We start from the raw sequence: 22,103 nt of genomic DNA, 5'->3' as shown, positions 1-22,103 counted from the left end.
GCGAGTCCCGTCCAATTCTTCGCGAGACAGCAGCCTTGACTCAACCTCGAATAGCTTGGGATCGCGAGCCGAAATCTACGCGGGACGTAACACGGCGGAGTTCATCAACGCGAGCCGCGCGAAGCTACAGCTTGCCGGCCAGTGCCAGATTGGCGCGCATCACGTCGTTCACACGCGTCTGCCAGCCGTCGCCCGTGGCTCGCAGCGCGGCCAGCACGTCAGGGTCGAAACGGATAGCCGTCTGCACCTTGGGCGCCGCCTTGGTGCTGCCCACCGGGCGGCCACGTCGTGCGGCCACGCGCGCCTCAATCTGCTTGGGCTTGGTTACATTGCCCTCGCCGCGCAGCGCCTGGCCCACGGACTCCAGCAGGTCACGCTCGAACTGGCTCATCTCGGGTTCTTTGGTCTTGGGCATAGCTCACTCCTTGAACATCTTGCGCAGTTCGCGCAGGAAGGCCGGGGACAGATCCTCAGTCTTGGCCTTTGGGTAGACGATCAGCAGGCTCACGGTGCCATCGGCCAGTGTGGCGAAGTAGATGACCCGCACCCCACCACGCTTGCCCATGCCCTCACGCGCCCAACGCACCTTGCGCAACGGTGCAGCGCCCGGGATCACGTCGCCGGCTTCGGGATTGGCAGCGATGAAGTCCACGAACTCCATGCGTTCTTCATCGTCCCAAACCGCATCGGCGTAGCGCCGGAACATGGCCGTTTCGATCACCGTCAACATTGATTAATTGTAGAACCAATCAATTCGAGCAACAAGCCCGCTCTCGCGGGTGGCGCTTGAATGTTCCCGATTTGTTCCCCTATCGTGGTCGATGGATGGGGCGATCCTGCTCAGCGCATCAAAGGGGGACAAACGAGCATCGTCTTCGCGGTCATCCGCTTCGCATGTCCTGAAGTAGCCAAGACCGTCAGCTGGGACATCCAATACCGCGTCCTTCCGGGGTCAAGTGGAAGCAAAGCCGCACGAGCACCGATTCGGTCAACATGCAGTGACCAGACCAAATGTCCCGTGGCGACCCACCACGGCGACGGGACATCCTTCGACTGGAACAAATGCGCCTGGCAGAAAGCGGGACAGCCTGGCATTTAGCGGCGCAACCATCACGGGCTGTACCCGTGGCGTACCCGTGCCTTGTACCCGCGCGCCAAAAGGAAAACCCCGGAAACCCTTGCGTGACAAGGACTTACCGGGGCCTAAATTACTTGGGGTGGCTGATGGGACTCGAACCCACGACAACAGGAATCACAATCCTGGACTCTACCAACTGAGCTACAGCCACCGCAGAGCCAAAGAGTATAGCGCAGAAATCAGGGGGCGCTTGCAGCCGATGCCGGAGCAGCGACCTTGATGACCGCCTTGTACTGCGACTTGAGCGCGGCCAAATAGGCCTGGGCCTCGGCGCGGGCCCAGGCGCCGGCATATTGCTGGGCCGCGCGCTTGTCGTCGATGACGGCGGCGTCGCGCGGCTGCAGCTGGTTGATGCGCACGACGACATAGCCGCCGTCATCGGCCGGCACGCCCACGGCGGCAGGCAGCTTGGACGCATCGGCGCCAAGCACGGCCTCGAGCTGGGCGCGCGACAGGCCCTGCGGCTTGGCGCGCGACACGGTGACGGCGGCGTCCAGGCCGGCAACGTCGGTCGCATTGGCCTTCAATGCCGCCAGGCGGGCTTCGCCGGCCTTCCTGGCCTGCTCGGCGGCGAGCTTCTTCACGAGCTGCTCGCGCACCTTGTCCTTCACGTCGGCCAGTGGCGGCACGCGCACCGGGTTGTACTGGGTGACGTGGGCCGACACGAGCTGGCTCGGGCCGGTCTCGACGGCCTCGGTGTTGCGCTTGTTGCGCAGCGCGTCGGCGCCGAAGACCGCGTCCAGCAGCTTGCCCGAGGCCAGCGGGCCGCCGCTGCCCGGCTGGGGCTGGCGCTGCACGGTGGCGGTCTGGATCTGCAGTTTCAGCTTGTCGGCGGCAGGCTGCAGGCTGTCGGACTGTTCGTAGACGAGATTGCCGAACTGTTCGGCGACCTCGGCGTACTTCTTCTGCGCAAGCTGCTTGCGCACCTCGGCCTCGACCTCGGCACGCACGGCCTCGAAGGGCTTCTTGTCGCCGCCACGCACACCGGTCATCTGGATGATGTGATAGCCGAAATCGGTCTCGACAAGGTTGCTGATCTCGCCCTGCTTCATCGCATAGACGGCCGCGTCGAACTCCTTGACCATGGCACCACGGCCGAAGAAGTCGAGGTCGCCGCCGTTGACGGCCGAACCCGGGTCCTGCGAGTTCTTCTTGGCGAGCTCGGCGAACGAGGCCGGGTTCTTGCGGACCTGGGCCAGGATCTCCTCGGCCTTGGCCTTGGCCTTGGCGCGCTCCTCGGCGGGCGCGCCGCGGTCCACCTTGATCAGGATGTGGCTGGCGCGGCGCTCCTCGGGCGCGCCGTAGCGCGAGGCGTTTTCCTTGTAGTAGTTCTGCAGGTCGTCCTCGCTGAACTTGACGTCCTTCTTCAGCGCCTCGACGTCAAGGACGAGGTATTGGATCTGCGCCGACTCGGGCAGCTGGAACTTGGCCACGTTGGCCGTGTCCTTGTAGAAGGCTTCGAGTTCGGAGTCGCTCGGGTTGAGCTTGCCCGCGAAATCCTTGATGTCGAAGTGCTGCCACTGCACCTCGCGCTGCTGCAGCAACGAGTCGAAGGCGAGCTTGGGCACCGCTGTACCGGCCAGCACGGAGGTTTCCACGCCCTTGGTGACCTGCTGCAGGATCAGCGACTGGCGCACGCGCTCGTCGAAACCGGCCGGCGTCAGGCCCTGCATCGCGGCAACGGCCTTGTTCACCGTGCCGTCGGCGTTTCGCATGAAGGCGAATTCGGGGTCGTGCAGGTATTTGTTCAGCAGGCTGTCCGCGCTGACGGTGAAGTGCTGGTGGGCCGCCGCCGCCTGCAGCGTGCGCTCGGTGACCAGGCCTTCGAGCGCCTGGCGCTTCACCTCCGGCGTGTCCAGCAGCTTGGCGTCGACATTGGGGTTCTGGCCACGGATACGCTGGGCCTGCTCGCGCTGGGCGTTGTCCCATTCGGCCTGCGTGATCTTGCGGCCGTCGACGCTGGCCACGCCGGCGTTGGCACCGCCCATCATGCTGGTATAGCCCTGCATGCCCACGAAGGCGAAGGACGGCAGGATGAGCAGCAACAGGATGAACTGGAACAGGCGGTTGTGCTGGCGGACGAAATCGAACATCTCGGGGAGCCTTGAAGATCAAGCAATCAAACGCGACGAAGGCGAACCAAGGTTCGCCTTCGAGGGGAGCCGCATTCTAAGTGGGACGGCAGACCGCCCTCGCAGGGCGGGTGGTGGGCGCTGACGGGCTCGAACCGCCGACAATCTCCGTGTAAGGGAGGTGCTCTACCAACTGAGCTAAGCGCCCGGGAATTCCGGGATCGACCCCGAGGGGTCAGTTAACGGCGTCTTTGAGCGCCTTGCCGGGTTTGAACTTCGGCACCTTGGCCGACTTGATCTTGATCGCCTCGTTGGTGCGCGGGTTGCGGCCGGTGCGGGCCGCGCGCTTGGTGATGCTGAAGGTGCCGAAGCCCACCAGCGAGACGGTGCCGTTCTTCTTCAGCGTCGTCTTGACGCCACCGATCACGGCTTCGAGCGCGCGGCCTGCGGCGGCCTTGGAAATGTCGGCCTGCTTGGCAATGTGCTCGATCAATTCGGACTTGTTCACTCGTGCCCCCTCAACGGAACATTGGGCCATGCCTGCGTTGCCGGAGGCATGGACTGCGATGAGATGTCGGTCCCGCGCACTGCGCAGCCTTCTGAGGGCCACCACTTGGCGGCCAAGGCGCGCGCGGGGAAGCGGATTCTAGACGCGCGTTCGATACGCCACAGGGCGGGAAAAGTCCCGATACAACTGCTTGTCCGACTAGAGCCGGCGGCCCCCCTAACGGGCCTTGGCGCGGATTTCCGGCAGGGCCTTCTGCAGGTAGTAGGCCATGGACCAGATGGTCAGCACGACGGCCGCGTAGATCAGCCAGGTGCCCCACTGCCGCGTCGGGATCAGGCCGAAGAGCTGGCCGTCGAAGAGCAGGAAGGGAATGGCCACCATCTGCACCGTCGTCTTCAGCTTGCCGACCATGTGCACGGCGACGCTGCGCGACGCGCCGATCTGGGCCATCCACTCGCGCAGCGCCGAGATGGTGATCTCGCGGCCGATGATGACCAGCGCGACGAAGGCGTCGACCCGCTGCAGCTTGAGCAGCACCAGCAGCGCCGAGCAGACCATCAGCTTGTCGGCCACCGGGTCCAGGAAGGCGCCGAAGGACGAGGTCTGGTTGAGCTTGCGGGCCAGGTAGCCATCCAGCCAGTCGGTCAGCGCGACGACGATGAAGAGCGCCGTGGCGATCAGGTTCTGGTGGGCGGGGACCATGTCCAGATAGAACACCCCGACGATCAGCGGGATAGCCACGATGCGGGCCCAGGTCAGCAGAGTCGGCAGGGTCAGGAACATGGCGGCCATTGTGCCCAAGGCTGGAGCATTGCCGAGGGATCTGTGGCGGGTTTGCCAAGCGGCTGCCATGGAAGCGGCTTTGCCGGGCCATCGGCAGCGCCTCCTTGAGGGGGCGGCAAAGCCGGTAGGGGGTGGTCCTTAGTCCAGGCTGCGCGGCTTGAAGCGGCGGTCCTCGTCGAACAGGAAGGTCTCGGTGAAGCGCCAGGGCTCGGGCATGCGGCGCACGTCGCCGAAGGGCGCGGCGCGGTTCACCGCGTCGATGGCCAGCTGCAGGGTCTCCGGGCCGAACCTGGGCGGCCTGACCACGTTGATCCGGCGCACGCTGCCGTCGGCCTTCACCTCGACGTCCAGCACGACCAGGGTCAGCAGGTGGGCGGGAGCCGGCGTCATGTAGGTGAGGTCGGGGTTGGCCATCACGAGGCGCTCGGCGGCCTGGCGGCGCAGTTCGTCGTTGGTGCGCACGGCGCGCGGCGCGGGCATGCCCTGCGCAGGCCTGGCCTTGCTGGCGGGCGAAGGCGCCGGCGCAGCGGCCATTACCGGCGCGGGAGACGGGGCCGGGGCGGGTGCAGGCGCCGGGGCACGCGGCGCGGCGCTGCAGCCGGCCAGCACCGGGCCGATCAACCACCGTGCGGCGCGCTTGAAACGGTCGACAGCGGACATGACGGTTCTCCTCGGGATGCTGTTGTGTTGTGAGTTGCTATCTTGCGCCAGCCTGGGAAGCGCTGCAGAAGGCAGTTTGCAACGCGCCGTAGCTGTATCAGTGCAGCATCAGTGCAGTGCGCGGTAGATTTCCTCGGCGAGCTCGCGCGAGATGCCCTTCACGCCCGCCAGTTCGTCCACGCTGGCACCCGCCACGCCCCGCACGCCGCCGAAGCGCTGCAGCAGCTGCGCGCGTTTCTTGGGGCCGACGCCGGGCACGTCCTCCAACCGCGAACCGCCGGTGCGCGTGGCGGCGCGCTTGGCCCGCATGCCGGTGATCGCGAAGCGGTGGGCCTCGTCGCGGATCTGCGCGATCAGCATCAGCGCGGCGGAGTCGCGGCCCAGATAGACCTTCTCGCGCCCGTCGGCGAACACCAGCTCCTCCAGGCCGACCTTGCGGCCCTCGCCCTTCTCAACGCCGGCGATCAGGCCGAGGTCCAGGCCCAGTTCCTCGAAGACCTCCCGCGCCATGCTGACCTGGCCGCGGCCGCCGTCCACCAGCACGAGGTCGGGCAGGCGGCCGGTGCCGAGCTGGGCGGCCTCGGCCATCTTGCTGTAGCGCCGCGTCAGCACCTGGCGCATCGCGGCGTAGTCGTCACCACCCGTGATGCCCTCGATGGTGTAGCGCCGGTACTGGCTGCTCTGCATCTGGTGGCCTTCGAAGACGACGCAGCTGGCCATCGTCGCCTCGCCCGCCGTGTGGCTGATGTCGAAGCATTCGACACGGAACTTGTCGATCTCGGGCGGCGACAGGTCGAGCGCCTCGACCAGCGCGCGCGTGCGCGCCTGCTGCGAGCCCTCCTCCGCCAGCAGCCGCGCCAGCGCCAGCTCGGCACCTTTGACGCACATCTCCAGCCAGATGCGGCGCTGGCCGCGCGGCTGGGCCTGCACCGTCACGCGGCTGCCGGCCTGGACGGCCAGCGCATCGGCCAACCCGGCGTCCACCGCCTCGCTGACGACGATGAGGCCGGGCACCGGCGACGCCAGGTAGTGCTGGGCCATGAAGGCCTCCAGCACCTGGCGCTCGGGCGACAGCGCGTCCTCGTCGTCGAAGCGCAGCGCGGTGGCGTCGTCGACATGCTTAGGGAAGAAGGCCCGGTCGCCCAGGTGGCGTCCGCCGCGCACCATCGCGAGGTTCACGCAGGCCCGGCCGCCCTGCACCCTGACGGCCAGGATGTCCACGTCGCGGTCATGGCCCGTTGCGCTGCTCTCCTCGATGACCTGCTGCTGCAGCACCTTGGACAGGGCCTGGATCTGGTTGCGCACCTCGGCGGCCAGTTCGTAGTGCCGGGCTTCGGCGTAGGCCATCATCTGCTGCTGCAGCGCGGCCATGACTTCGTCGGTCTCGCCGCGCAGGAAGCGCTCGGCACTCGTGACGTTGCGCGCGTAGTCACCGGTCTGGCCGGCCGGCACGCAGGGGCCGGAGCAGCGCTTGATCTGGTGCAGCAGGCAGGGCCGGCTGCGGTTGTTGAAGACGCTGTCCTCGCAGGTGCGTAAGCGGAAGACCTTCTGCATCAGCTGGATGGACTCCTTCACCGCCCAGGCGCTCGGGAAGGGACCGAAATACTGGTGGCGCTTGTCCACCGAGCCGCGGTAGTAGCTCATGCGCGGGTAGGCGTGGCCGCTGAGCTTCAGATAGGGGTAGCTCTTGTCGTCCCGGAACAGGATGTTGAAGCGCGGGTTCAACGTCTTGATCAGGTTGTTTTCCAGCAGCAGGGCCTCGGCCTCGGTGCGCACCACCGTCGTCTCCAGCCGCGCGATGCGCGCCACCATCATGCCGATGCGGGTGCCGCCGTGGTTCTTCTGGAAGTAGCTGGAGACGCGCCGCTTCAGGTCCTTGGCCTTGCCGACATAGAGTACCTCGCCCTTGGCATCGAAATAGCGGTAGACGCCCGGCAAGGCCGGCAGCGCATTGACCTCGGCCACCAGCTTCTCGCGCACCTCGCGCGCGGCGGCCTCCATCTCGAAGGCGCGCTGCTTCTCGGCCGCCTCGATGGCGGCACGCTCGGCGGCCCACTCGGCCTGGGTCTGCTCGCCGAGGGCGGCGTCGGAAGGAGTCGTGCTGGACATGGGCGGGATTCTGGCCTGGGACAATCGTTCGATGCTTTGGGACATCTTCTGCCGCGTCATCGACAACCATGGCGACCTCGGGGTCTGCTGGCGGCTGGCGCGTGTTCTGGCGGCCCGCGGGCAGTCAGCGCGGCTCTGGGTGGACGACGCGTCGGCCCTGGCCTGGATGGCTCCGGAGCGCCCCGCCGGCGTCACCGTGCATGCCTGGCCCGACGGCGATGCGGGCGTGATGCCCGGCGACGTGGTCATCGAGGCCTTCGGCTGCGAGCCGCCCGCGGCCTTCGTCGCCCGCATGGCGGCGCGTGCGCCGGCGCCGCGCTGGATCAACCTCGAATACCTCAGCGCCGAGGACTACGTCGAACGCAGCCACGGCCTGGCCTCGCCGCAGTTCAGCGGCCCCGGCGCGGGGTTGACCAAGCATTTCTTCTACCCCGGATTCACGCCACGCACCGGCGGGCTGCTGCGCGAGCCGGGCCTGCTCGACCGCGTGGCGGCCTTCGACGGTGCGGCCTGGCTGGCCGGGCGCGGCTGGGCACCCCGGCCGGGCGAGCGCGTCGTCAGCCTGTTCGCCTATGCCAACCCGGCACTGCCCGCACTGCTGGGCGCGCTGGCCGAACGGCCCACGCTGCTGCTGGCCTGCCCCGGCCCGCTGCAGGCCCGGGTCATCGACCGGCCCGGCCTGCGCTGCATCGCCCTGCCCTATCTGGCCCAGGACGACTACGACCGCCTGCTGTGGGCCTGCGACCTGAACCTCGTGCGCGGCGAGGACTCCTTCGTGCGCGCGCAGTGGGCCGGCAAGCCCTACGTCTGGCACATCTACCCGCAGCACGACGACGCCCACCACACCAAGCTGGAGGCCTTCATGGCCCGCGCCGGCCTGCCCGAGGCCTGGCGCGCGGTCTGGCGCGGCTGGAACGGGCTGGCACCGCTGCCGGACGGGCTGAGCGGCTTGGCCGAGGCGGCGGCGCACGCCCCCGCCTGGCGTGCGCAGTTGGCGGCGCAGCCCGATCTGCTCACCCAGCTGCAAGGCTTCTTAGGGGTTTCCAGCTAGAATGATTGGCTTTGCCGCGCCACGCCGAGACGGACCGAACGGAGTCATCGGGAGCCTGGTGCGCCGTCTGCCGGAGCAGTCCGGCCTTCAACACCCCGATACACCATGAAACTCGCTCAAGAAATCCGCGCCGGCAACGTGATCATGCAGGGCAAGGACCCGATGGTCGTCCTGAAGACCGAATACAGCCGTGGTGGCCGCGGCGCCGCCACCGTGCGCATCAAGATGAAGAACCTGCTGAACGGCGCCGGCGCCGAGCTGGTCTTCAAGGCCGACGACAAGATGGAGCAGATCATCCTCGACAAGAAGGAGTGCACCTACACCTACTTCGCCGACCCGATGTATGTCTTCATGGACACCGAGTACAACCAGTACGAGGTCGAGTCGGAGAACATGGGCGACGCTCTCTCCTACCTCGAAGACAGCATGGCCGTGGAAGTGACCTTCTACGACGGCAAGGCCATCTCGGTCGAGTTGCCCACCAGCGTCGTGCGCGAGATCGAGACCGAGCCGGCCGCCAAGGGCGACACCTCGGGCAAGGTCATGAAGCCGGCCCGCCTGAAGGGCACCGGTTTCGAGATCTCCGTGCCGGCCTTCGTCGAGAACGGCGACAAGATCGAAATCGACACCCGCACGCACGAGTACCGCAAGCGCGTCTAAGCGCCGCTCCGGCCTCGCTCGTAAAAACGCCCGCAGCAGCGGGCGTTTTGCTTTATTCGGCGCTGTCCGGAAGATCGGACAGGTCGGGGATTTCCAGCTCGGCGTCGATCTCGCTGTCGAAATCGGCGCTGGCCTTCATCGGGATCCAGGGACGGTCCAGCGGGCGGTAGACGCGGCGCTGCAGACGCGCCAGGCGGTCCGAGCGCTCGATGGCGTTCATCACCTGATCGGGAGCGATCAGCATCGCGAAGGGGTCGGCCAGGTTCGGGGTGGTGGACAGCATGGTGGTAGGCCTCGTGGGTGACGATGGCCTCACTGTAGGTAGCCCGGCCGCGCCACGACAGTCGTCCCAGCGCGGCGACGGCTGTAGGACTTTGCCCTACACGCGCCTCCACGCGAGAACGATTTGGCCTATTTGCCAGCCTCGGCCGCCCGCTGGCGCTCGGCGCTGATGCGGCGCAGTTCGGCCGCGATGCCGTCACGCCCGCCGCGCTGCGCGAAGTCAGCCGCGGTCAGCTCCTGCTCGTTGGCGGCGCGCGGCTCGGCACCGGCCTTGAGCAGCATGGGCACCAGGTCGCCGTTGCCGTAGCGGGCCGCCATCATCAGCGGCGTCGTGCCGTTGTCGGAGCGCGCATTGATGTCGGCGCCCTGCGCGATGAGCCAGGCGGACACGCCGTTGTCGGGCCCGCTGCAGGCGTAGTGCAGCGGCGTCCAGCCGTCGCGGTTGATCGCGGCGCCGCGCTTGACCAGGGCCTGCACGGCCGGCAGCGAGCCGCGGATGGCGGCGATCATCAGCGGCGTCTCACCCTGGGCGTTGGGCTCGTCGATCTTGGTCTGGGGCGACGCGAGCAGGCTGCCCAGCGCCTGCAGCGAGCCCTCGCGCAGCGCGACGAAGATGGCCTGGCGACCGCGCGAATCGGGCTGGTTGGGGTCCACGCCGCGCAGCAGCAGGCTGAGCACCGCGCGCGGCTCGTTCAGCTCGACGGCCAGCACGAGATCGTCGATGGGCTCGGCATGGGCCGCGGCGGCCACAGTCAGCGCGATGCCGGCGAGCCAGGCCCTCATACCACGGCCTCCGGCAGCCCGAACAGGCGACGCGTGTTGGCCGCCGTGACGGCAGCCAGTTCCGGCACCGCCAGGCCCACGGCATCCGCCACCGCCTTGGCCACATGCGGCACATAGGCCGGCGTGTTGGTCTTGCCGCGGAAGGGCACGGGGGCGAGATAGGGGCTGTCGGTCTCGATCAGCAGGCGCTCCAGCGGCAGCAGCTTCAGCAGGTCGCGCAGGTCCTGGGCGTTCTTGAAGCTGACGATGCCGGAAAAGGAGATGTAGTAGCCGCGCTCGACGGCCGCCAGCGCCACCTCGGCCGTCTCGGTGAAGCAGTGGAAGACGCCGCCGGCCTGCTCGCCGCCCTCCTCGTCCAGCACGCGCAGCGTGTCGGCCGCGCTGGAACGGGTGTGGATCACCAGGGGCTTGCGCGCCTGCCTGGCCGCGCGGATGTGGGTGCGGAAACGCTCGCGCTGCCACTCCATGTCCTCGATGCTGCGGCCGTTCAGGCGGTAGTAGTCCAGCCCCGTCTCGCCGATGGCGACGACGCGCGGCAGCGCGGCCAGGTGCACCAGCTCGGCCATGTCGGGCTCGCGCATGTCCTCGGTGTCGGGGTGCACGCCCACCGTGGCCCAGAGCTGCGGGTGCGCCAGCGCCAGACCGTGCACGGCCTCGAATTCCTCCATCTGCGTGCAGATGCAGATGGCCTGGTCGACCTGGGCCGCCTTCATGTCGGACAGGATGTCGGGAAGCCTCTGCTTCAGCTCCGGGAAGCTGAGATGGCAATGGGAATCGATGAACATGGCGGGGATTGACGCGCCGCGGCTTGCGCGCGGGCGCTAGAGGGTCTGGGTCGGCTTGCTCGACGAGATGGCCGTGCCGAGGATTTCCTCGATGCGCACGCGGATCAGCCGCGTCTTCTCGTCGCCGGGGAAGCGCACGCCGACGCCCTGGGTGCGGCCCCCGGAGGCATTGGCCGGCGTCAGCCAGGCAACCTTGCCGGCCACCGGGTAGCGCTGGTTGTCTTCGGGCAGGGCGAGCAGCAAATAGATGTCTTCGCCGAGCTTGTAGTCGCGCGTCGTCGGTACGAACAGCCCGCCCTCGGCGAAGGCCGGGATATAGGCCGCGTACAACGCCGACTTTTCGCGGAACACGAGCTGGATGACGCTGGGCCGCGCACCCGAGCCGGCCGCCGCGCCGCCTGCCGTGGGCAGCGCCATCGGGCTGCTCAGTTGGCTGGCTTGGAATTGCGCGTTCTGACCGGGCTTGGAATTGGCGTCGCTCATGGCCCCAGTGTAGTCAGCCCGGATACGGCATTCGGGCTCAGCGCGCGGCGGCGGCCATCGCGGCCTGGGCCTGGGCCACCAGGGCCTCGATCCACAGGCCGGCGTTCAGCGGGTGGTCGGCATGCCGGGCCGCGCGGCGCAGCTCGGCATCCCAGGCCAGCAGCGGCGCGGCGCGCTTCGGCGCCGGCAGGGCCGCGGCGGCGAAGAACTGGCCGGGCTGGCCGTGGCTGCGGCGCAGCAGGTCGTGGCACAGGCGCTGCAGTGCGTCGATGACGCGGGGCGGCGCCCAGTCCGACAGCGCCGCCACCTCGCCGCGCGCCACCCGCTTCGGGACTGCCTGCCAGGCCGCGTCCGTCAGCCCCGCTTCGGCCCAGGCCAGCGCCTGCTGCGGCCGGCCGCCCGTAGCGGCGAGCAGGCCCTCGCCGCCCTCCACGCCCTTGGCGGCCAGCCAGGCCAGCGCAGCGGCGCGCTCCGGCAGGGCCAGGGGCAGCGGCTGGCAGCGGCTGCGGATGGTGGGCAGCAGGCCGGCGCTGTCGTGGCTGGCGAGCACGAAGCGCAGCAGGCCCGAGGGCTCCTCCAGCGTCTTCAGCAGCGCATTCGCGGCGACGCCGTTCAGGGCTTCGGCCGGGAAGATGACGGCCACCTTGGCGCGGCCGCGCGCCGACGTGGCCTGAGCGAACGCGAGCAGGTTGCGCACCGCCTCGACCTTGATCTCGCGGCTGGGCTTGGCCTTGCCGGCCTTGGCGTCGGGTTCCTCGAAGGGCAGGCCGAGCGACTCGCGCGCCGGGGCCTCCAAGGCTTCGGGCAGCAGCAGCTGGAAGTCGGGATGCGTGCCGCTGGCGAAGAGCTTGCAGCTGGCGCAGTGGTTGCAGGCCGGCGCACCGGGTGCGGCGGCTTCGCAGAGCCAGCTCTGCGCGAGCTTGACGGCCAGCTCCAGCTGGCCCACGCCGGCCGGCCCCTGCACCAGCAGCGCATGCGAGCGCGCCCGCGCCAGCGCCTCGGCCAGCGGCGCATGCAGCCAGGGCAGGTCGGCGTTCAGCATGTCGGATAGCGCCTTGCCAGCACGGCCAGCACCGCCGCACCGACCTGCTCGACCGTGCCGCTCGCATCGATGCGCACGATGCGATCCGGCGCCTGGGCCGCACGGGCCGCGTAGCCGGCGCGCACGCGCTCGAAGAAGTCCAGGTCCTGCTGCTCGATGCGGTCGGCCTCGCGTGCGCTCGCGCGGCGCGCGGCGGCCTGTTCCGCGGGCAGGTCGAACCACAGCGTCAGCTCGGGCTCGGTGCCTTCCTGCACCCAGTCGGCCAGCGGGTTCAGCACCGACAGCGGCAGGCCGCGGCCGCCGCCCTGGTAGGCGAAGCTGGCGTCGGTGAAGCGGTCGCAGAGCAGGGTCCTGCCGGCCGCCAGCGCCGGGCGGATGACGGTTTCGACATGGTCGCGGCGGCCGGCGAACATCAGCAGCAACTCGGTCAGCGCGCCCATCGGCTCCTTCAGCACGATGTCGCGCAGCGTCTCGGCCAGCGGCGTGCCGCCGGGCTCGCGGCTGAGCTGCACGTCGGCGCCGCGCGCGCGGAACCAGTCGGCCACGGCCTGGATATGGGTGGACTTGCCGGCACCGTCAATGCCTTCGAACGAGATGAATCTGCCGGTCACTACTTGCCGCGGATGTATTTGTTGACCGCGCGATTGTGCGCGGAGAGGTCGTCGCTGAACTCGCTGCTGCCGTCGCCCCGCGAGACGAAATAGAGCGACTTCACCGCGGCCGGGTTCAGCGCCGCCTGCAGCGAGGCCGCGCCGGGCATCGCGATGGGCGTCGGCGGCAGGCCGGCGCGGGTGTAGGTGTTGTAGGGCGTGTCCGTCGTCAGGTCGCGCTTGTGCAGGTTGCCGTCATAGGCCTCGCCCAGGCCGTAGATGACGGTCGGGTCGGTCTGCAGCGGCATGCCCACGCGCAGCCGGTTCATGAAGACGGCGGCGACCTTGCTGCGGTCGCTCGCGGCGCCGGTCTCCTTCTCGACGATGGAGGCGAGGACCAGCGCCTCGTCGACATTCTTCAGCGGCAGGCCGGACGCACGCTGGCCCCAGGCCGCGGCGAGGCGCCTCTTCATCGCTTCGTGGGCGCGCCTGAGCACCGTCAAATCACTGACGCCGCGGCTGTAGGCATAGGTGTCGGGGAAGAAGCGGCCCTCGGGCGCGGCACCGGGCTCGCCCAGCGCCGCCATGATCTCCGCATCGCCCATCTGCGCCGTGCGCGGCTTCAGGTTGGGCGCCGCTGCCATGGCCGCCCTCACCTGCCGCCAGTTCCAGCCCTCGATCAGCCGCAACTGCTCCAGCACCTGGTCGCCGCGCACCATCTTGTCCAGCAGCGCGCGCGGCGTGATGCCGGCGTGCACCTCGTAGCTGCCGGCGCGGATCTGCTTGGCCTGGCCCGACCACTTGAACCACTGGTAGAGCCAGCGGGCGTCGGCCTGCACGCCGGCCGCGACCCAGGCACGGGCCACCTCGGCCGGGTTGGTGCCCGACTCGATGGACAGCTCCACCGACGGCGCAGCCAGATCCAGCGGGCTGCGCAGCCATTGCCACACGGCGCCTGCGGCCAGTGCCGCCATCAACAACAACGCGAGCACTGCCCGCAATAGCCACTTCATGCCCTGTGAAAAGCCCGGTCAAAAGGGCGCCGATGATAATTCCCGCCTATGGTCGAATCCCTCCAAACCTCCTGCCTCCACCTCTCCGACTGGGGCGTGATCCGCGCCCAGGGCGCGGACGCCGCCAGCTTCCTGCACGGCCAGCTGACCCAGGACTTCGCGCTGCTCGACCGCGAGCACGCCCGCCTGGCCGGCTTCTGCACGGCCAAGGGCCGGCTGCTGGCGACGCTGGTGGGCTGGCGCGGCGGCCAAGATGGGAATGACAGCGAGATCCTGCTGGCCCTGCCGGCCGACACGCTGGCCGCGACGCTGAAGCGGCTTTCGATGTTCGTGCTGCGCGCGAAGTGCAAGCTCAGCGACGCGAGCGCGGAGTTCGCCGTCTACGGCCTGCTGGGCACGCCCGCGGCCGAAGCCTGGACGCTGGCGCGCGAAGGCGACGCGGTGCAGATCGCGTTGCCGGGCCCGGGACGCGCGCTGCGCGTGCAGCCGGCAGCCGCCCCTGCGCCGGCCGGCGACGCATTGCCGCCCGACGACTGGGCCTGGGCCGAAGCCGCGGCCGGCATGGCCTGGGTACGCGCCGCGACCGTCGAGGCCTTCGTGCCGCAGATGATCAACTTCGAGGTGCTGGGCGGCGTGAGCTTCAAGAAGGGTTGCTACCCCGGCCAGGAGATCGTCGCGCGCAGCCAGTACCGCGGCACGCTGAAACGCCGGCTGCAGGTCTTCGAGACCGATGCCGCGGCCACGGTCGGCCAGGAGATCTTCCACAGCGCCGACCCCGAGCAGCCGGCCGGCGTCGTGGCCGGCTGCGGTTCGCGCGCGGGCCGCTCGGTCGTCGCCGCCGAGATCAAGCTCGCGGCTCTGGAGGGCGGCAGCCTGCATCTGGGCAGGGCCAGCGGTGCGACGTTGCAACCACGCGCCCTGCCCTACGAGATTCCCCCGCAGGAGTGAGCGTGCAGCTCTACGTCTACTACCGCGTCGCGGCCGAGCATGCCGACGCGGCCCTCATCGCCTTCCGCAAGGCCCGCGTCGAGGCGCCCATCGAGCTGCTGCAGCGGCCCGAGCCCGATGACCAAGGGCGCTGGACATGGATGGAGATCTACCCCGAGGGCTGGAGCCACCGTGAGCCTGGCGTGGCTGCGGCGATGGCAGTTTGGATGGCCAGCGAGCGCAAGGTCGAACGGTTCGAGATGCTGGGTTGATCAGACATGGGTTCTGGGCAGCCAGTAGCCGGGCTGGTGGCGATCCGGCGAGATGGCGAGATGGCGAGATGGCGAACACGATGGCCGCAGCAGGCTCGTCCCGGTAAACGATGGTGAACGGAAAGCCCCTGACCTTGGTTCGGCGCGTCTCAGCTGGGCCGGACGCACCACCCGCCGGAAAGCGGCGGATCAGTTCGAACGATGCCGCGACGGCCTCCCGGAAACGCCGCCCCGTGCCTTCACGCTTGCTTTCGTAGTAGGCGGTCTCGCGCAGCAGTTCCGCACGCGCTTCGGCGCGCAGGCGCAGTGGCTTCAAGGTGCGAGGCGGCGTGCTTCGGCCAGAACCTCGTCCATGCCGTGCAACTCGCCCTCGCCGCGCTCGTGGGCTGAGACGCGACGAGCGATCTCCTGCGCCCAGGCCTCGTCGTCCGCAGGCGCGTCGCCAGGCTGCAGGGATTCCAGCAGCAGGTCGAGCAGACGCACGCGTTCTTCCGGTGTCAGGCTGCGGCCCTGCGCGGCCAGGTCGGCAACAAGGTCAGACATGAGAGACCTTTCGAATGAGAGGATCACCGGCCCGCGATTGTCCGCCGATCAGGCTCATAGCGCCCTGACCATTTCCACATGCCCGATGCCCGCCTCTTCAAAAGGCTGGCCCCTGCGCTGGAAGCCGGCCCGCAGATAGAAGTTCTCGGCCGACAGCTGGGCATGCAGCAGCACCTCGCGGTAGCCCTGCCGCTTCGCCTCGGCCATCAGCGCCTCCAGCACCTGGCGGCCGATCTGGCCGCCGCGCATCGCGCGCAGCACGGCCATGCGGCCGATCTTGGCGACGCCGGGCACATGCTCCAGCAGCCGGCCGGTGGCCAGCGGCAGGCCGAAGCGGTTGCGCGCCAGCGCATGCAGGCAGCTGGCGTCGGCGGCGTCCCATTCCATGTCGGCCGGGATGTGCTGCTCCTCGATGAAGACCTGGCGGCGGATGGCCGCGGCCGCGGCACCGTGCTCGGACCAGGCGCCCAGCGCCACGTCGACCACCGGCTGGCCGGCCTCGAAGTCATGCATCAGGCCGCGCAGCGCGTCGGGCAGCCGCAGCGGCGTCTGCGTGGCCGTGTCGGCGAAGACGTAGACCATCTCGGCCTGCACCAGCATCTGGTCGCCATGGAAGATGGCACCGTCGACCTTCATCGAGCTGTTGCCGAACTCGCGGCAGCGGATGCCGATGTCCAGCCGGTCGTCGTAGCGGGCCGAGCCGCGGTAGTCCAGCGACGCGCGGCGCACATAGAGGTCGCCGCCCAGGCTCTTCATCGTGTCGGCGTAGGGAATGGCCAGCGCCCGCCAGTAGCCGCTGACGGCGGTGTCGAGATAGGTCAGGTAGTGGCCGTTGAAGACGATGCCCTGGGCGTCGATCTCGGCCCAGCGCACGCGCAGCGGCTCGAGGTGGCGGAAGTCGGTGCGTTTCATGGCTTGAGTTGCTCCCTGATTGCGGCGGCACAGGCGTCCAGCGCGCTCAGCGCCTCCGGGATGTGCCGGCCCATCTTGATGAAGTCATGGGTAACGCCACGATACAGCTCCAGTTGCACCGGCACACCGGCCGCGCGCAAGGTGTCGGCATAGGCGACGCCTTCGTCGACGAGGGGGTCGCACTCGGCCAGCACGACGCAGGCCGGCGCAAGGCCGGCATGGTCCTCGGCTTCCAGCGGCGCGAAACGCCAGTCGTGGCGCTGGCCGTGGTCGATGTAGTGGTCGAAGAACCAGGCGATGCTGGCCGCGTCGAGCAGGAAGCCGTTGGCGAAGAGCCTGTGCGAGGCCGTGCAGGGCTGGCTGGCGGTGCCCGGCGTGATGAGCAGCTGCAGCGCCAGCGGCAGGCCGCGGTCGCGGGCGAAGAAGGCGGCGCCGGCAGCCAGCGTGCCACCGGCGCTGTCGCCGCCGACGGCCAGGCGCGAGCCGTCCAGGCCCAGCGTTCCGGCCTGCTCGTGCAGCCAGGCCAGCGCGGCCCAGGCGTCGTCCACGGCCGCCGGGAAGCGGTGTTCGGGCGCAAGGCGGTAGTCCAGCGCCAGCACGGCGGCGCCGCTGCGCAGGGCCAGTTGCCGGCACAGGCTGTCGTGCGTCTCCAGGTCACCGATGGTGAAGCCGCCGCCGTGCAGATAGAGCAGCACGGGCAGCCGGGCGTCGCTCGGTGCGTAGAGGCGCGCGGGCCGGCCGGCGGCTTCGAGGTCCTGCACGCGCGGCAGTGGCGCGCGCGGCAGGTCGAGGATCTCGGCACCCATGCGATAGGCCAAACGGGCCTCGCGCGGTGTGAGGCTGTGGAAGGGCGGGCGGTTGGCGCGGTGGATGCGTTCGAGCAACCCGGCCATGCGCGGGGTCAGGAGCTGGGTGGGCGGGGTCATCGGACCTGCATTGTCCGCGGCGGCACCCAGGGATCGCGCAGCGGTGCCTGCACGGCCTTCTCGTGCGTCGGCGCGACGCTGCCCGGCTGCTGCGGCGTGCCGGCCCGGTCCTGCGCGATGACAGGCCGGGCCTCCAGCGCACGGCGCTCGGGCCCCAGGTCGGCCGCGGCACGCAGGGCCAGCGTGCCGGCGTAGAAGGCTTTCAGGTCGGCGAGCTGCTGCGGGCGGGTCGTGTCGTCCAGATAGCTCATGTGGCCGCCGGCGTAGCTGCGCAGCTTGACGCGGCTGGCATCGACGCGGGCCAGGTCCGTTTCGGTCAGGTGAAAGGGCGTGGCGAGGTCGTGATAGCCGCTGACGGCCAGCACGCGCAGCCGCGCGTTCTGCGCCAGCGCCGCGGCGAGGTCGGGCAGCGTGTCCGGCAGGCTGCGCCCGGCGTGGCTGAAGTCCCAGGCGCTGGCCGCATCGCTGAGCAGCACATAGGTGGACGCGTTGCGGTAGCCGAGCTGGTCGCGCAGATGGGTGGCGATGCCGGTGGCGAAGCTGTCGGTCAGCCAGGTGCTGGAGGGGTCGCCTTCGGACGCGAGTGGGCTGCCGGTGGGTGCCTTCATGCGGCCGTCGTAACGACCGAGCAGCTGGCCGGCGATGAGCCATTGGCGATAGTCGTCGGCCGCGACATTGAGCGAGGCCTGCCAGCGCGAGGCGGCCAGGCCGGTCAGGTCGGCCAGGGGCTGCCACAGCGCGGGCGCCTGCGTGCCGCTGGTGATGAAGGCCTGCAGCGCCGGTGCGTAGACCTGGTCGGCGTAGTTGCGCGCCTGGTTGGCCCAGCCGGCCAGGTCGGTGGGCAGCGGCTGGGTCAGGCGGTGGAAGGCGCCGACCATCGCCAGGCTGGGCAGATAGCCGCTGCAGCCCTGGCCCGCGCCGATGCCGCAGTTGCTGTTGTAGTCCAGCGCGGGCGACTGCAGCACCAGGCCGTCGAGCATGACGCCCACGTCCTGCAGCCGGCGCGCGAGCACGGCCGTGCGCGGGCCGCCATAGCTCTCGCCGTAGAGGTATTTGGGCGAGGCCGCGCGGTTGTTCGCGGCAAGGTAGCGCTGGATGAAGTCGCGGAACAACGCCGCGTCACTGTCCACGCCCCAGAAGCTGCGGTTGGTGAACGGCGCGATGGCCTCGGAGTAGCCTGTGCCCACCGCATTGATGAAGACGAGGTCGGTCTGGCCGAGCAGATGCTCGGCGTTGTCCACCATCGCGAAGGGCCGCGCAGCCGTCGTGTCGGGCACGCCGGTAACCAGTCGCTTGGGGCCGAAGCTGCCCAGCTGCAGCCAGACGGAGGCCGAGCCGGGGCCGCCGTTGTAGAGGAAGGTGACGGGGCGCATGGCCACGTCGGCACCGGGCAGCGTGTAGGCGACGTAGAACATCGACGCCTCGGCAGCGCCGGTGGCGTCGCGCGCGATCAGGTGGCCGGCCGTGGCCGTGTAGCCCAGGGTCTGGCCGCCGGCCGTCAGCGTCTGCGCGCTGACGGCGGCGGCCTCGACGGCGCCGGGCAGGGAGGCGTCTGCGGCCGAGGAATAGACCGTCGTGTCGGTGAGGCCGGGCTGGCTGTCGGGCGGCGGCGTGGCCGTAGAACCGCCCCCACCGCCGCCGCAGGCCACGAGCACGAGGGTGAGCAGCAGGGCCGGGCGAGTTGCGCGCATGACGGCAAGTCTAGACAGCGCCCACTACCATGCAGGAAGACATTGCGGAGCGCCCGACATGGCCCAGATCCTCTACCTGACCCGCATCGAGCTCGAGTTCGGCGCCAGCCGGCTGCTGCCGGCCGAGTGCGAACGCATCGGCATCCGCCGCCCCTTGGTCATCACCGACGCGGGCGTGCGCGCCGCTGGCGTGCTGGACGAGGCGCTGGCCGCCTTCGCCGCGAAGCCACCCGTCTTCGACCAGACGCCCGCCAACCCGACCGAGGCCGCCGTGCGCCTGGCCGTGCAGGCCGCCAGGGACGCGGGCTGCGATGGCCTCATCGCCGTCGGCGGCGGCTCCAGCATGGACCTGGCCAAGGGCGTCGCCATCGCGGCCACGCATGAGGGGCCGCTGACGCATTACGCGACCATCGAGGGCGGCGCCGGCCGCATCACGCCCGCGGTGCTGCCGCTGATCGCCGTGCCGACGACGGCCGGCACCGGCAGCGAGGTGGCGCGCGGCGCCATCGTCATCGTGGACGACGGCCGCAAGCTGGGCTTCCACAACTGGGAGCTGCTGCCCAAGGCCGCCATCTGCGACCCGGCGCTGACGCTGAAGCTGCCGTCGGCGCTGACCGCAGCAACCGGCATGGACGCCATCGCCCACTGCATCGAGACCTTCCTCGCACCGGCCTTCAACCCGCCGGCCGATGGCATCGCGCTGGAAGGCCTGCGCCGTGGCTGGGGCGCCATCGAGCGCGCCACGCGCGACGGCCAGGACCGCGATGCGCGCCTGGACATGATGTGCGCCAGCCTGCATGGCGCGCTGGCCTTCCAGAAGGGCCTGGGCTGCGTGCATTCGTTGAGCCACTCGCTGGGCGGCATCAACCCGCGCCTGCACCACGGAACGCTGAACGCGGTCTTCCTGCCGGCCGTCATCCGCTTCAATGCCGCAGCGGACAGCGTGAGGCGCGAGCGGCGCATCGAGCGCCTGGCCCAGGCCATGGACCTGCCCGGCCGCGATGCCGACGCCGTGGCCGACGCCATCACGGCGATGAACGCCCGCCTGGGCCTGCCCGCCGGCCTGGCCGCGATGGGCGTGGGGCCGGAGCTGGACGCACGCATCGTCGAGCACGCCCTGCCCGACCACTGCCACAAGACCAACCCACGCCTGGCCAGCGCCGCGGACTATCTGGCGATGCTGGCCGCCTCGCGCTGACGCGGGCTTCGCGAGCAGTCTGGCCGGTTTGCGCGAGTATTCGCGCGACACGGCCCGCTCGCGCCACTAGCATGTTGCGGGCCCTGCAGAGGGCCCGACATCATTGCGAGGACAAGAAAAATGAGACTTTCCATTGGACAGAGACTGGCCGCGGGGTTTGCGCTGGTGCTGGCGCTGGCGGCCTGCGTGATCGGCCTGTCCAGCTGGCGGCTGGCGTCCACGGCCGCCGCGACGCGGCAGATGATGGACGAGCCGCTCGCCAAGGAGAGGCTGATCTCCGACTGGAACCGCAACATCAATGCCGGCGTGCGCCGCACGATCGCGATCGCCAAGAGTTCCGACACGTCGCTGGTGCAGCTTTTCGCCGACGACCAGGCGCAGTCGAGCAAACAGGCCGGCGAGCTGATGGAGCGCATCAAGGGGCTGATCCGCTCACCCGAGGAGCAGGCGCTGTTCGACCAGGTCGGCAAGGCCCGGCAGACCTACATCGGCGCGCGGGAGGAGATCGTCAAGCTGAAGCAGGACGGCCAGGCCGAACAGGCCGACAAGCTGCTGGTGGACAGCTTCATTCCGGCCTCCAAGGTCTACCTCGCGCGGATGCAGGACTTCCTCGACCACCAGCGCGCCGAGATCGACAAGACGGCCAACGACATCGATGCCGCCGCCGGCAACAGCCGCATGCTGTTGCTGGCGCTGGGCGCCGTCATGCTGGCGCTTGGCGCCGCGGCGGCCTGGAGCATCACCAGGAACATCACCGCCCCGCTGGCGGCCGCCAACGAGCTGGCCGAGCGCGTGGCCGACGGCAACCTGATGCGTTCGGGCCAGGGCATGGCCGCTCGCGCCGACGAGATCGGCCAGTTGCAGACGACGCTGCGCCGCATGCGCGAATCGCTGTCCAGCACGATCGGCGGCATCCGCGACGTGGCGGAGTCGATCAACACGGCCGCAGCCGAGATCGCCAGCGGCAACCATGACCTGAGCGCGCGCACCGAAAAGGCCGCCTCCAGCCTGGAGGAAACCGCCAGCGCGATGGAGGAGCTGACCGGCACCGTGCAGCACTCGGCCGCATCGGCCAGCCAGGCCAACACGCTGGCCGTGTCGGCCGCCAGCATCGCCCAGCGCGGCGGCGAGGTGGTGGCCCAGGTCGTCAGCACGATGGACGAGATCAACACCAGCTCGCGCAAGATCGCCGACATCATCGGCACCATCGACGGCATCGCCTTCCAGACCAATATCCTGGCGCTGAACGCCGCCGTCGAGGCGGCGCGGGCCGGCGAGCAGGGCCGCGGCTTTGCGGTCGTGGCCGGCGAGGTGCGCTCGCTGGCAGGCCGCAGCGCCGACGCCGCCAAGGAGATCAAGACCCTGATCGGCAGCAGCGTGGAACGCGTGGAGGCCGGCTCGCGCCTGGTGGCCGAGGCGGGCAGCACCATGGACGAGTTGGTGGGCGCCGTGCAGCGCGTGAAGGACATCATGGGCGAGATCACGACGGCCACCACGGAGCAGTCCGACGGCATCGCCCAGGTCAACATCGCCATCGCCCAGCTCGACCAGGTCACGCAGCAGAACGCGGCGCTGGTGGAGCAGTCCACCGCGGCGGCCGAGAGCCTGCGCGACCAGGCCCAGGCGCTGGCAGGCGCGGTCGACACCTTCAAGGTGGCGCGCTCCTGAGCGCGGA

General features: G+C 69.6%; 24 protein-coding genes, 2 tRNA genes and 1 pseudogene. 6 read left to right on the top strand and 21 right to left on the bottom strand.

The window, feature by feature from the left end:
• Nucleotides 1-124: 124 nt before the first annotated feature.
• From EV671_RS21055 to uvrC, 9 genes are all read right to left on the bottom strand, one after another.
• Nucleotides 125-415, bottom strand: a complete 291-nt coding sequence (locus EV671_RS21055; RefSeq protein ID WP_132575438.1) for a BrnA antitoxin family protein — start codon at nucleotides 413-415, stop codon at nucleotides 125-127.
• Nucleotides 416-418: 3 nt separating this feature from the next.
• On the bottom strand, nucleotides 419-730 hold the full coding sequence (locus tag EV671_RS21050) for a transcriptional regulator (protein ID WP_132575436.1): 312 nt from the start codon (nucleotides 728-730) through the stop codon (nucleotides 419-421).
• A 483-nt stretch (nucleotides 731-1,213) separates the two neighbouring features.
• Nucleotides 1,214-1,289: transfer RNA gene (locus EV671_RS21045), tRNA-His, on the bottom strand.
• A 28-nt stretch (nucleotides 1,290-1,317) separates the two neighbouring features.
• Nucleotides 1,318-3,231, bottom strand: a complete 1,914-nt coding sequence (locus tag EV671_RS21040; protein ID WP_132575434.1) for a peptidylprolyl isomerase — start codon at nucleotides 3,229-3,231, stop codon at nucleotides 1,318-1,320.
• Nucleotides 3,232-3,342: 111 nt separating this feature from the next.
• Nucleotides 3,343-3,418, bottom strand: a tRNA-Val gene (locus EV671_RS21035).
• 27 nt (nucleotides 3,419-3,445) lie between these two features.
• Nucleotides 3,446-3,748, bottom strand: a complete 303-nt coding sequence (locus EV671_RS21030; protein WP_277592440.1) for an HU family DNA-binding protein — start codon at nucleotides 3,746-3,748, stop codon at nucleotides 3,446-3,448.
• 186 nt (nucleotides 3,749-3,934) lie between these two features.
• Nucleotides 3,935-4,501, bottom strand: coding sequence for a CDP-diacylglycerol--glycerol-3-phosphate 3-phosphatidyltransferase (pgsA, locus tag EV671_RS21025; RefSeq protein ID WP_132575429.1), 567 nt, complete (start codon nucleotides 4,499-4,501; stop codon nucleotides 3,935-3,937).
• A gap of 138 nt (nucleotides 4,502-4,639) precedes the next feature.
• Nucleotides 4,640-5,161: a hypothetical protein gene (locus EV671_RS21020; RefSeq protein ID WP_243655834.1), complete on the bottom strand. Its 522-nt coding sequence runs from the start codon at nucleotides 5,159-5,161 to the stop codon at nucleotides 4,640-4,642.
• Between the two features lie 108 nt (nucleotides 5,162-5,269).
• A complete protein-coding gene (gene uvrC, locus EV671_RS21015) occupies nucleotides 5,270-7,162 on the bottom strand; it encodes an excinuclease ABC subunit UvrC (RefSeq protein WP_132575454.1) in 1,893 nt (630 codons plus the stop codon).
• A 139-nt stretch (nucleotides 7,163-7,301) separates the two neighbouring features.
• On the opposite strand from uvrC, the gene earP reads away from it, so the two are divergent.
• On the top strand, nucleotides 7,302-8,321 hold the full coding sequence (earP, locus tag EV671_RS21010) for an elongation factor P maturation arginine rhamnosyltransferase EarP (protein ID WP_132575427.1): 1,020 nt from the start codon (nucleotides 7,302-7,304) through the stop codon (nucleotides 8,319-8,321).
• Nucleotides 8,322-8,426: 105 nt separating this feature from the next.
• The gene (gene efp, locus EV671_RS21005) at nucleotides 8,427-8,981 is read left to right on the top strand and encodes an elongation factor P (protein ID WP_132575425.1); all 555 of its coding nucleotides are present in this window, start codon (nucleotides 8,427-8,429) and stop codon (nucleotides 8,979-8,981) included.
• 52 nt (nucleotides 8,982-9,033) lie between these two features.
• Here efp and EV671_RS21000 read toward each other — a convergent pair whose 3' ends face one another.
• The 7 genes from EV671_RS21000 to mltG form a co-directional block, all read right to left on the bottom strand.
• Nucleotides 9,034-9,264: a hypothetical protein gene (locus tag EV671_RS21000; protein WP_132575423.1), complete on the bottom strand. Its 231-nt coding sequence runs from the start codon at nucleotides 9,262-9,264 to the stop codon at nucleotides 9,034-9,036.
• 128 nt (nucleotides 9,265-9,392) lie between these two features.
• On the bottom strand, nucleotides 9,393-10,046 hold the full coding sequence (locus EV671_RS20995; protein ID WP_132575421.1) for an ankyrin repeat domain-containing protein: 654 nt from the start codon (nucleotides 10,044-10,046) through the stop codon (nucleotides 9,393-9,395).
• On the bottom strand, nucleotides 10,043-10,831 hold the full coding sequence (locus EV671_RS20990; protein ID WP_132575419.1) for a TatD family hydrolase: 789 nt from the start codon (nucleotides 10,829-10,831) through the stop codon (nucleotides 10,043-10,045). Before EV671_RS20990 ends, EV671_RS20995 begins: the two co-directional genes overlap by 4 nt.
• Nucleotides 10,832-10,867: 36 nt before the next feature.
• The gene (locus EV671_RS20985) at nucleotides 10,868-11,248 is read right to left on the bottom strand and encodes a PilZ domain-containing protein (protein ID WP_132575452.1); all 381 of its coding nucleotides are present in this window, start codon (nucleotides 11,246-11,248) and stop codon (nucleotides 10,868-10,870) included.
• A gap of 103 nt (nucleotides 11,249-11,351) precedes the next feature.
• Complete coding sequence (locus tag EV671_RS20980; RefSeq protein ID WP_132575417.1) at nucleotides 11,352-12,356, bottom strand: DNA polymerase III subunit delta'; 1,005 nt, start codon at nucleotides 12,354-12,356, stop codon at nucleotides 11,352-11,354.
• Nucleotides 12,350-12,985: a dTMP kinase gene (tmk, locus tag EV671_RS20975; protein ID WP_132575415.1), complete on the bottom strand. Its 636-nt coding sequence runs from the start codon at nucleotides 12,983-12,985 to the stop codon at nucleotides 12,350-12,352. Before tmk ends, EV671_RS20980 begins: the two co-directional genes overlap by 7 nt.
• Complete coding sequence (gene mltG / locus EV671_RS20970) at nucleotides 12,967-13,959, bottom strand: endolytic transglycosylase MltG (RefSeq protein WP_132575413.1); 993 nt, start codon at nucleotides 13,957-13,959, stop codon at nucleotides 12,967-12,969. The genes tmk and mltG overlap by 19 nt, the downstream gene beginning before the upstream one ends.
• Before the next feature lie 48 nt (nucleotides 13,960-14,007).
• Here mltG and ygfZ point away from each other — a divergent pair, with 48 nt between their 5' ends.
• Both ygfZ and EV671_RS20960 read left to right on the top strand, forming a co-directional pair.
• Nucleotides 14,008-14,907, top strand: a complete 900-nt coding sequence (ygfZ, locus tag EV671_RS20965) for a CAF17-like 4Fe-4S cluster assembly/insertion protein YgfZ (protein ID WP_132575411.1) — start codon at nucleotides 14,008-14,010, stop codon at nucleotides 14,905-14,907.
• 2 nt (nucleotides 14,908-14,909) lie between these two features.
• Nucleotides 14,910-15,158 (top strand): DUF4936 family protein, encoded by a 249-nt coding sequence (locus tag EV671_RS20960; protein WP_165917665.1) that lies wholly within the window; start codon nucleotides 14,910-14,912, stop codon nucleotides 15,156-15,158.
• A gap of 70 nt (nucleotides 15,159-15,228) precedes the next feature.
• Here EV671_RS20960 and EV671_RS28020 read toward each other — a convergent pair.
• The 5 genes and pseudogenes from EV671_RS28020 to EV671_RS20940 all read right to left on the bottom strand — a co-directional run.
• Nucleotides 15,229-15,474 (bottom strand): annotated as a pseudogene (locus EV671_RS28020) (type II toxin-antitoxin system RelE/ParE family toxin); the annotation flags it as partial.
• Nucleotides 15,471-15,701 (bottom strand): addiction module protein, encoded by a 231-nt coding sequence (locus EV671_RS20955; protein ID WP_132575407.1) that lies wholly within the window; start codon nucleotides 15,699-15,701, stop codon nucleotides 15,471-15,473. The gene EV671_RS20955 and the pseudogene EV671_RS28020, both read right to left, overlap by 4 nt.
• Before the next feature lie 54 nt (nucleotides 15,702-15,755).
• Nucleotides 15,756-16,613: a YbgC/FadM family acyl-CoA thioesterase gene (locus EV671_RS20950; RefSeq protein ID WP_132575405.1), complete on the bottom strand. Its 858-nt coding sequence runs from the start codon at nucleotides 16,611-16,613 to the stop codon at nucleotides 15,756-15,758.
• Nucleotides 16,610-17,506: an alpha/beta hydrolase gene (locus EV671_RS20945; protein ID WP_132575450.1), complete on the bottom strand. Its 897-nt coding sequence runs from the start codon at nucleotides 17,504-17,506 to the stop codon at nucleotides 16,610-16,612. Before EV671_RS20945 ends, EV671_RS20950 begins: the two co-directional genes overlap by 4 nt.
• 29 nt (nucleotides 17,507-17,535) lie before the next feature.
• Nucleotides 17,536-19,230: a S10 family peptidase gene (locus EV671_RS20940; protein WP_132575403.1), complete on the bottom strand. Its 1,695-nt coding sequence runs from the start codon at nucleotides 19,228-19,230 to the stop codon at nucleotides 17,536-17,538.
• Nucleotides 19,231-19,288: 58 nt separating this feature from the next.
• Here EV671_RS20940 and EV671_RS20935 point away from each other — a divergent pair, with 58 nt between their 5' ends.
• Both EV671_RS20935 and EV671_RS20930 read left to right on the top strand, forming a co-directional pair.
• Nucleotides 19,289-20,428, top strand: a complete 1,140-nt coding sequence (locus tag EV671_RS20935) for an iron-containing alcohol dehydrogenase (protein WP_132575401.1) — start codon at nucleotides 19,289-19,291, stop codon at nucleotides 20,426-20,428.
• 120 nt (nucleotides 20,429-20,548) lie between these two features.
• The gene (locus EV671_RS20930; protein WP_132575399.1) at nucleotides 20,549-22,096 is read left to right on the top strand and encodes a methyl-accepting chemotaxis protein; all 1,548 of its coding nucleotides are present in this window, start codon (nucleotides 20,549-20,551) and stop codon (nucleotides 22,094-22,096) included.
• Nucleotides 22,097-22,103 lie beyond the last annotated feature (7 nt).

The organism is Roseateles saccharophilus, from assembly GCF_004342485.1.
Lineage (GTDB): Bacteria > Pseudomonadota > Gammaproteobacteria > Burkholderiales > Burkholderiaceae_C > Pelomonas > Pelomonas saccharophila.
The sequence above is the reverse complement of the archived record's forward strand: the minus strand, read 5'-3'. Positions and strand labels throughout refer to the sequence as shown.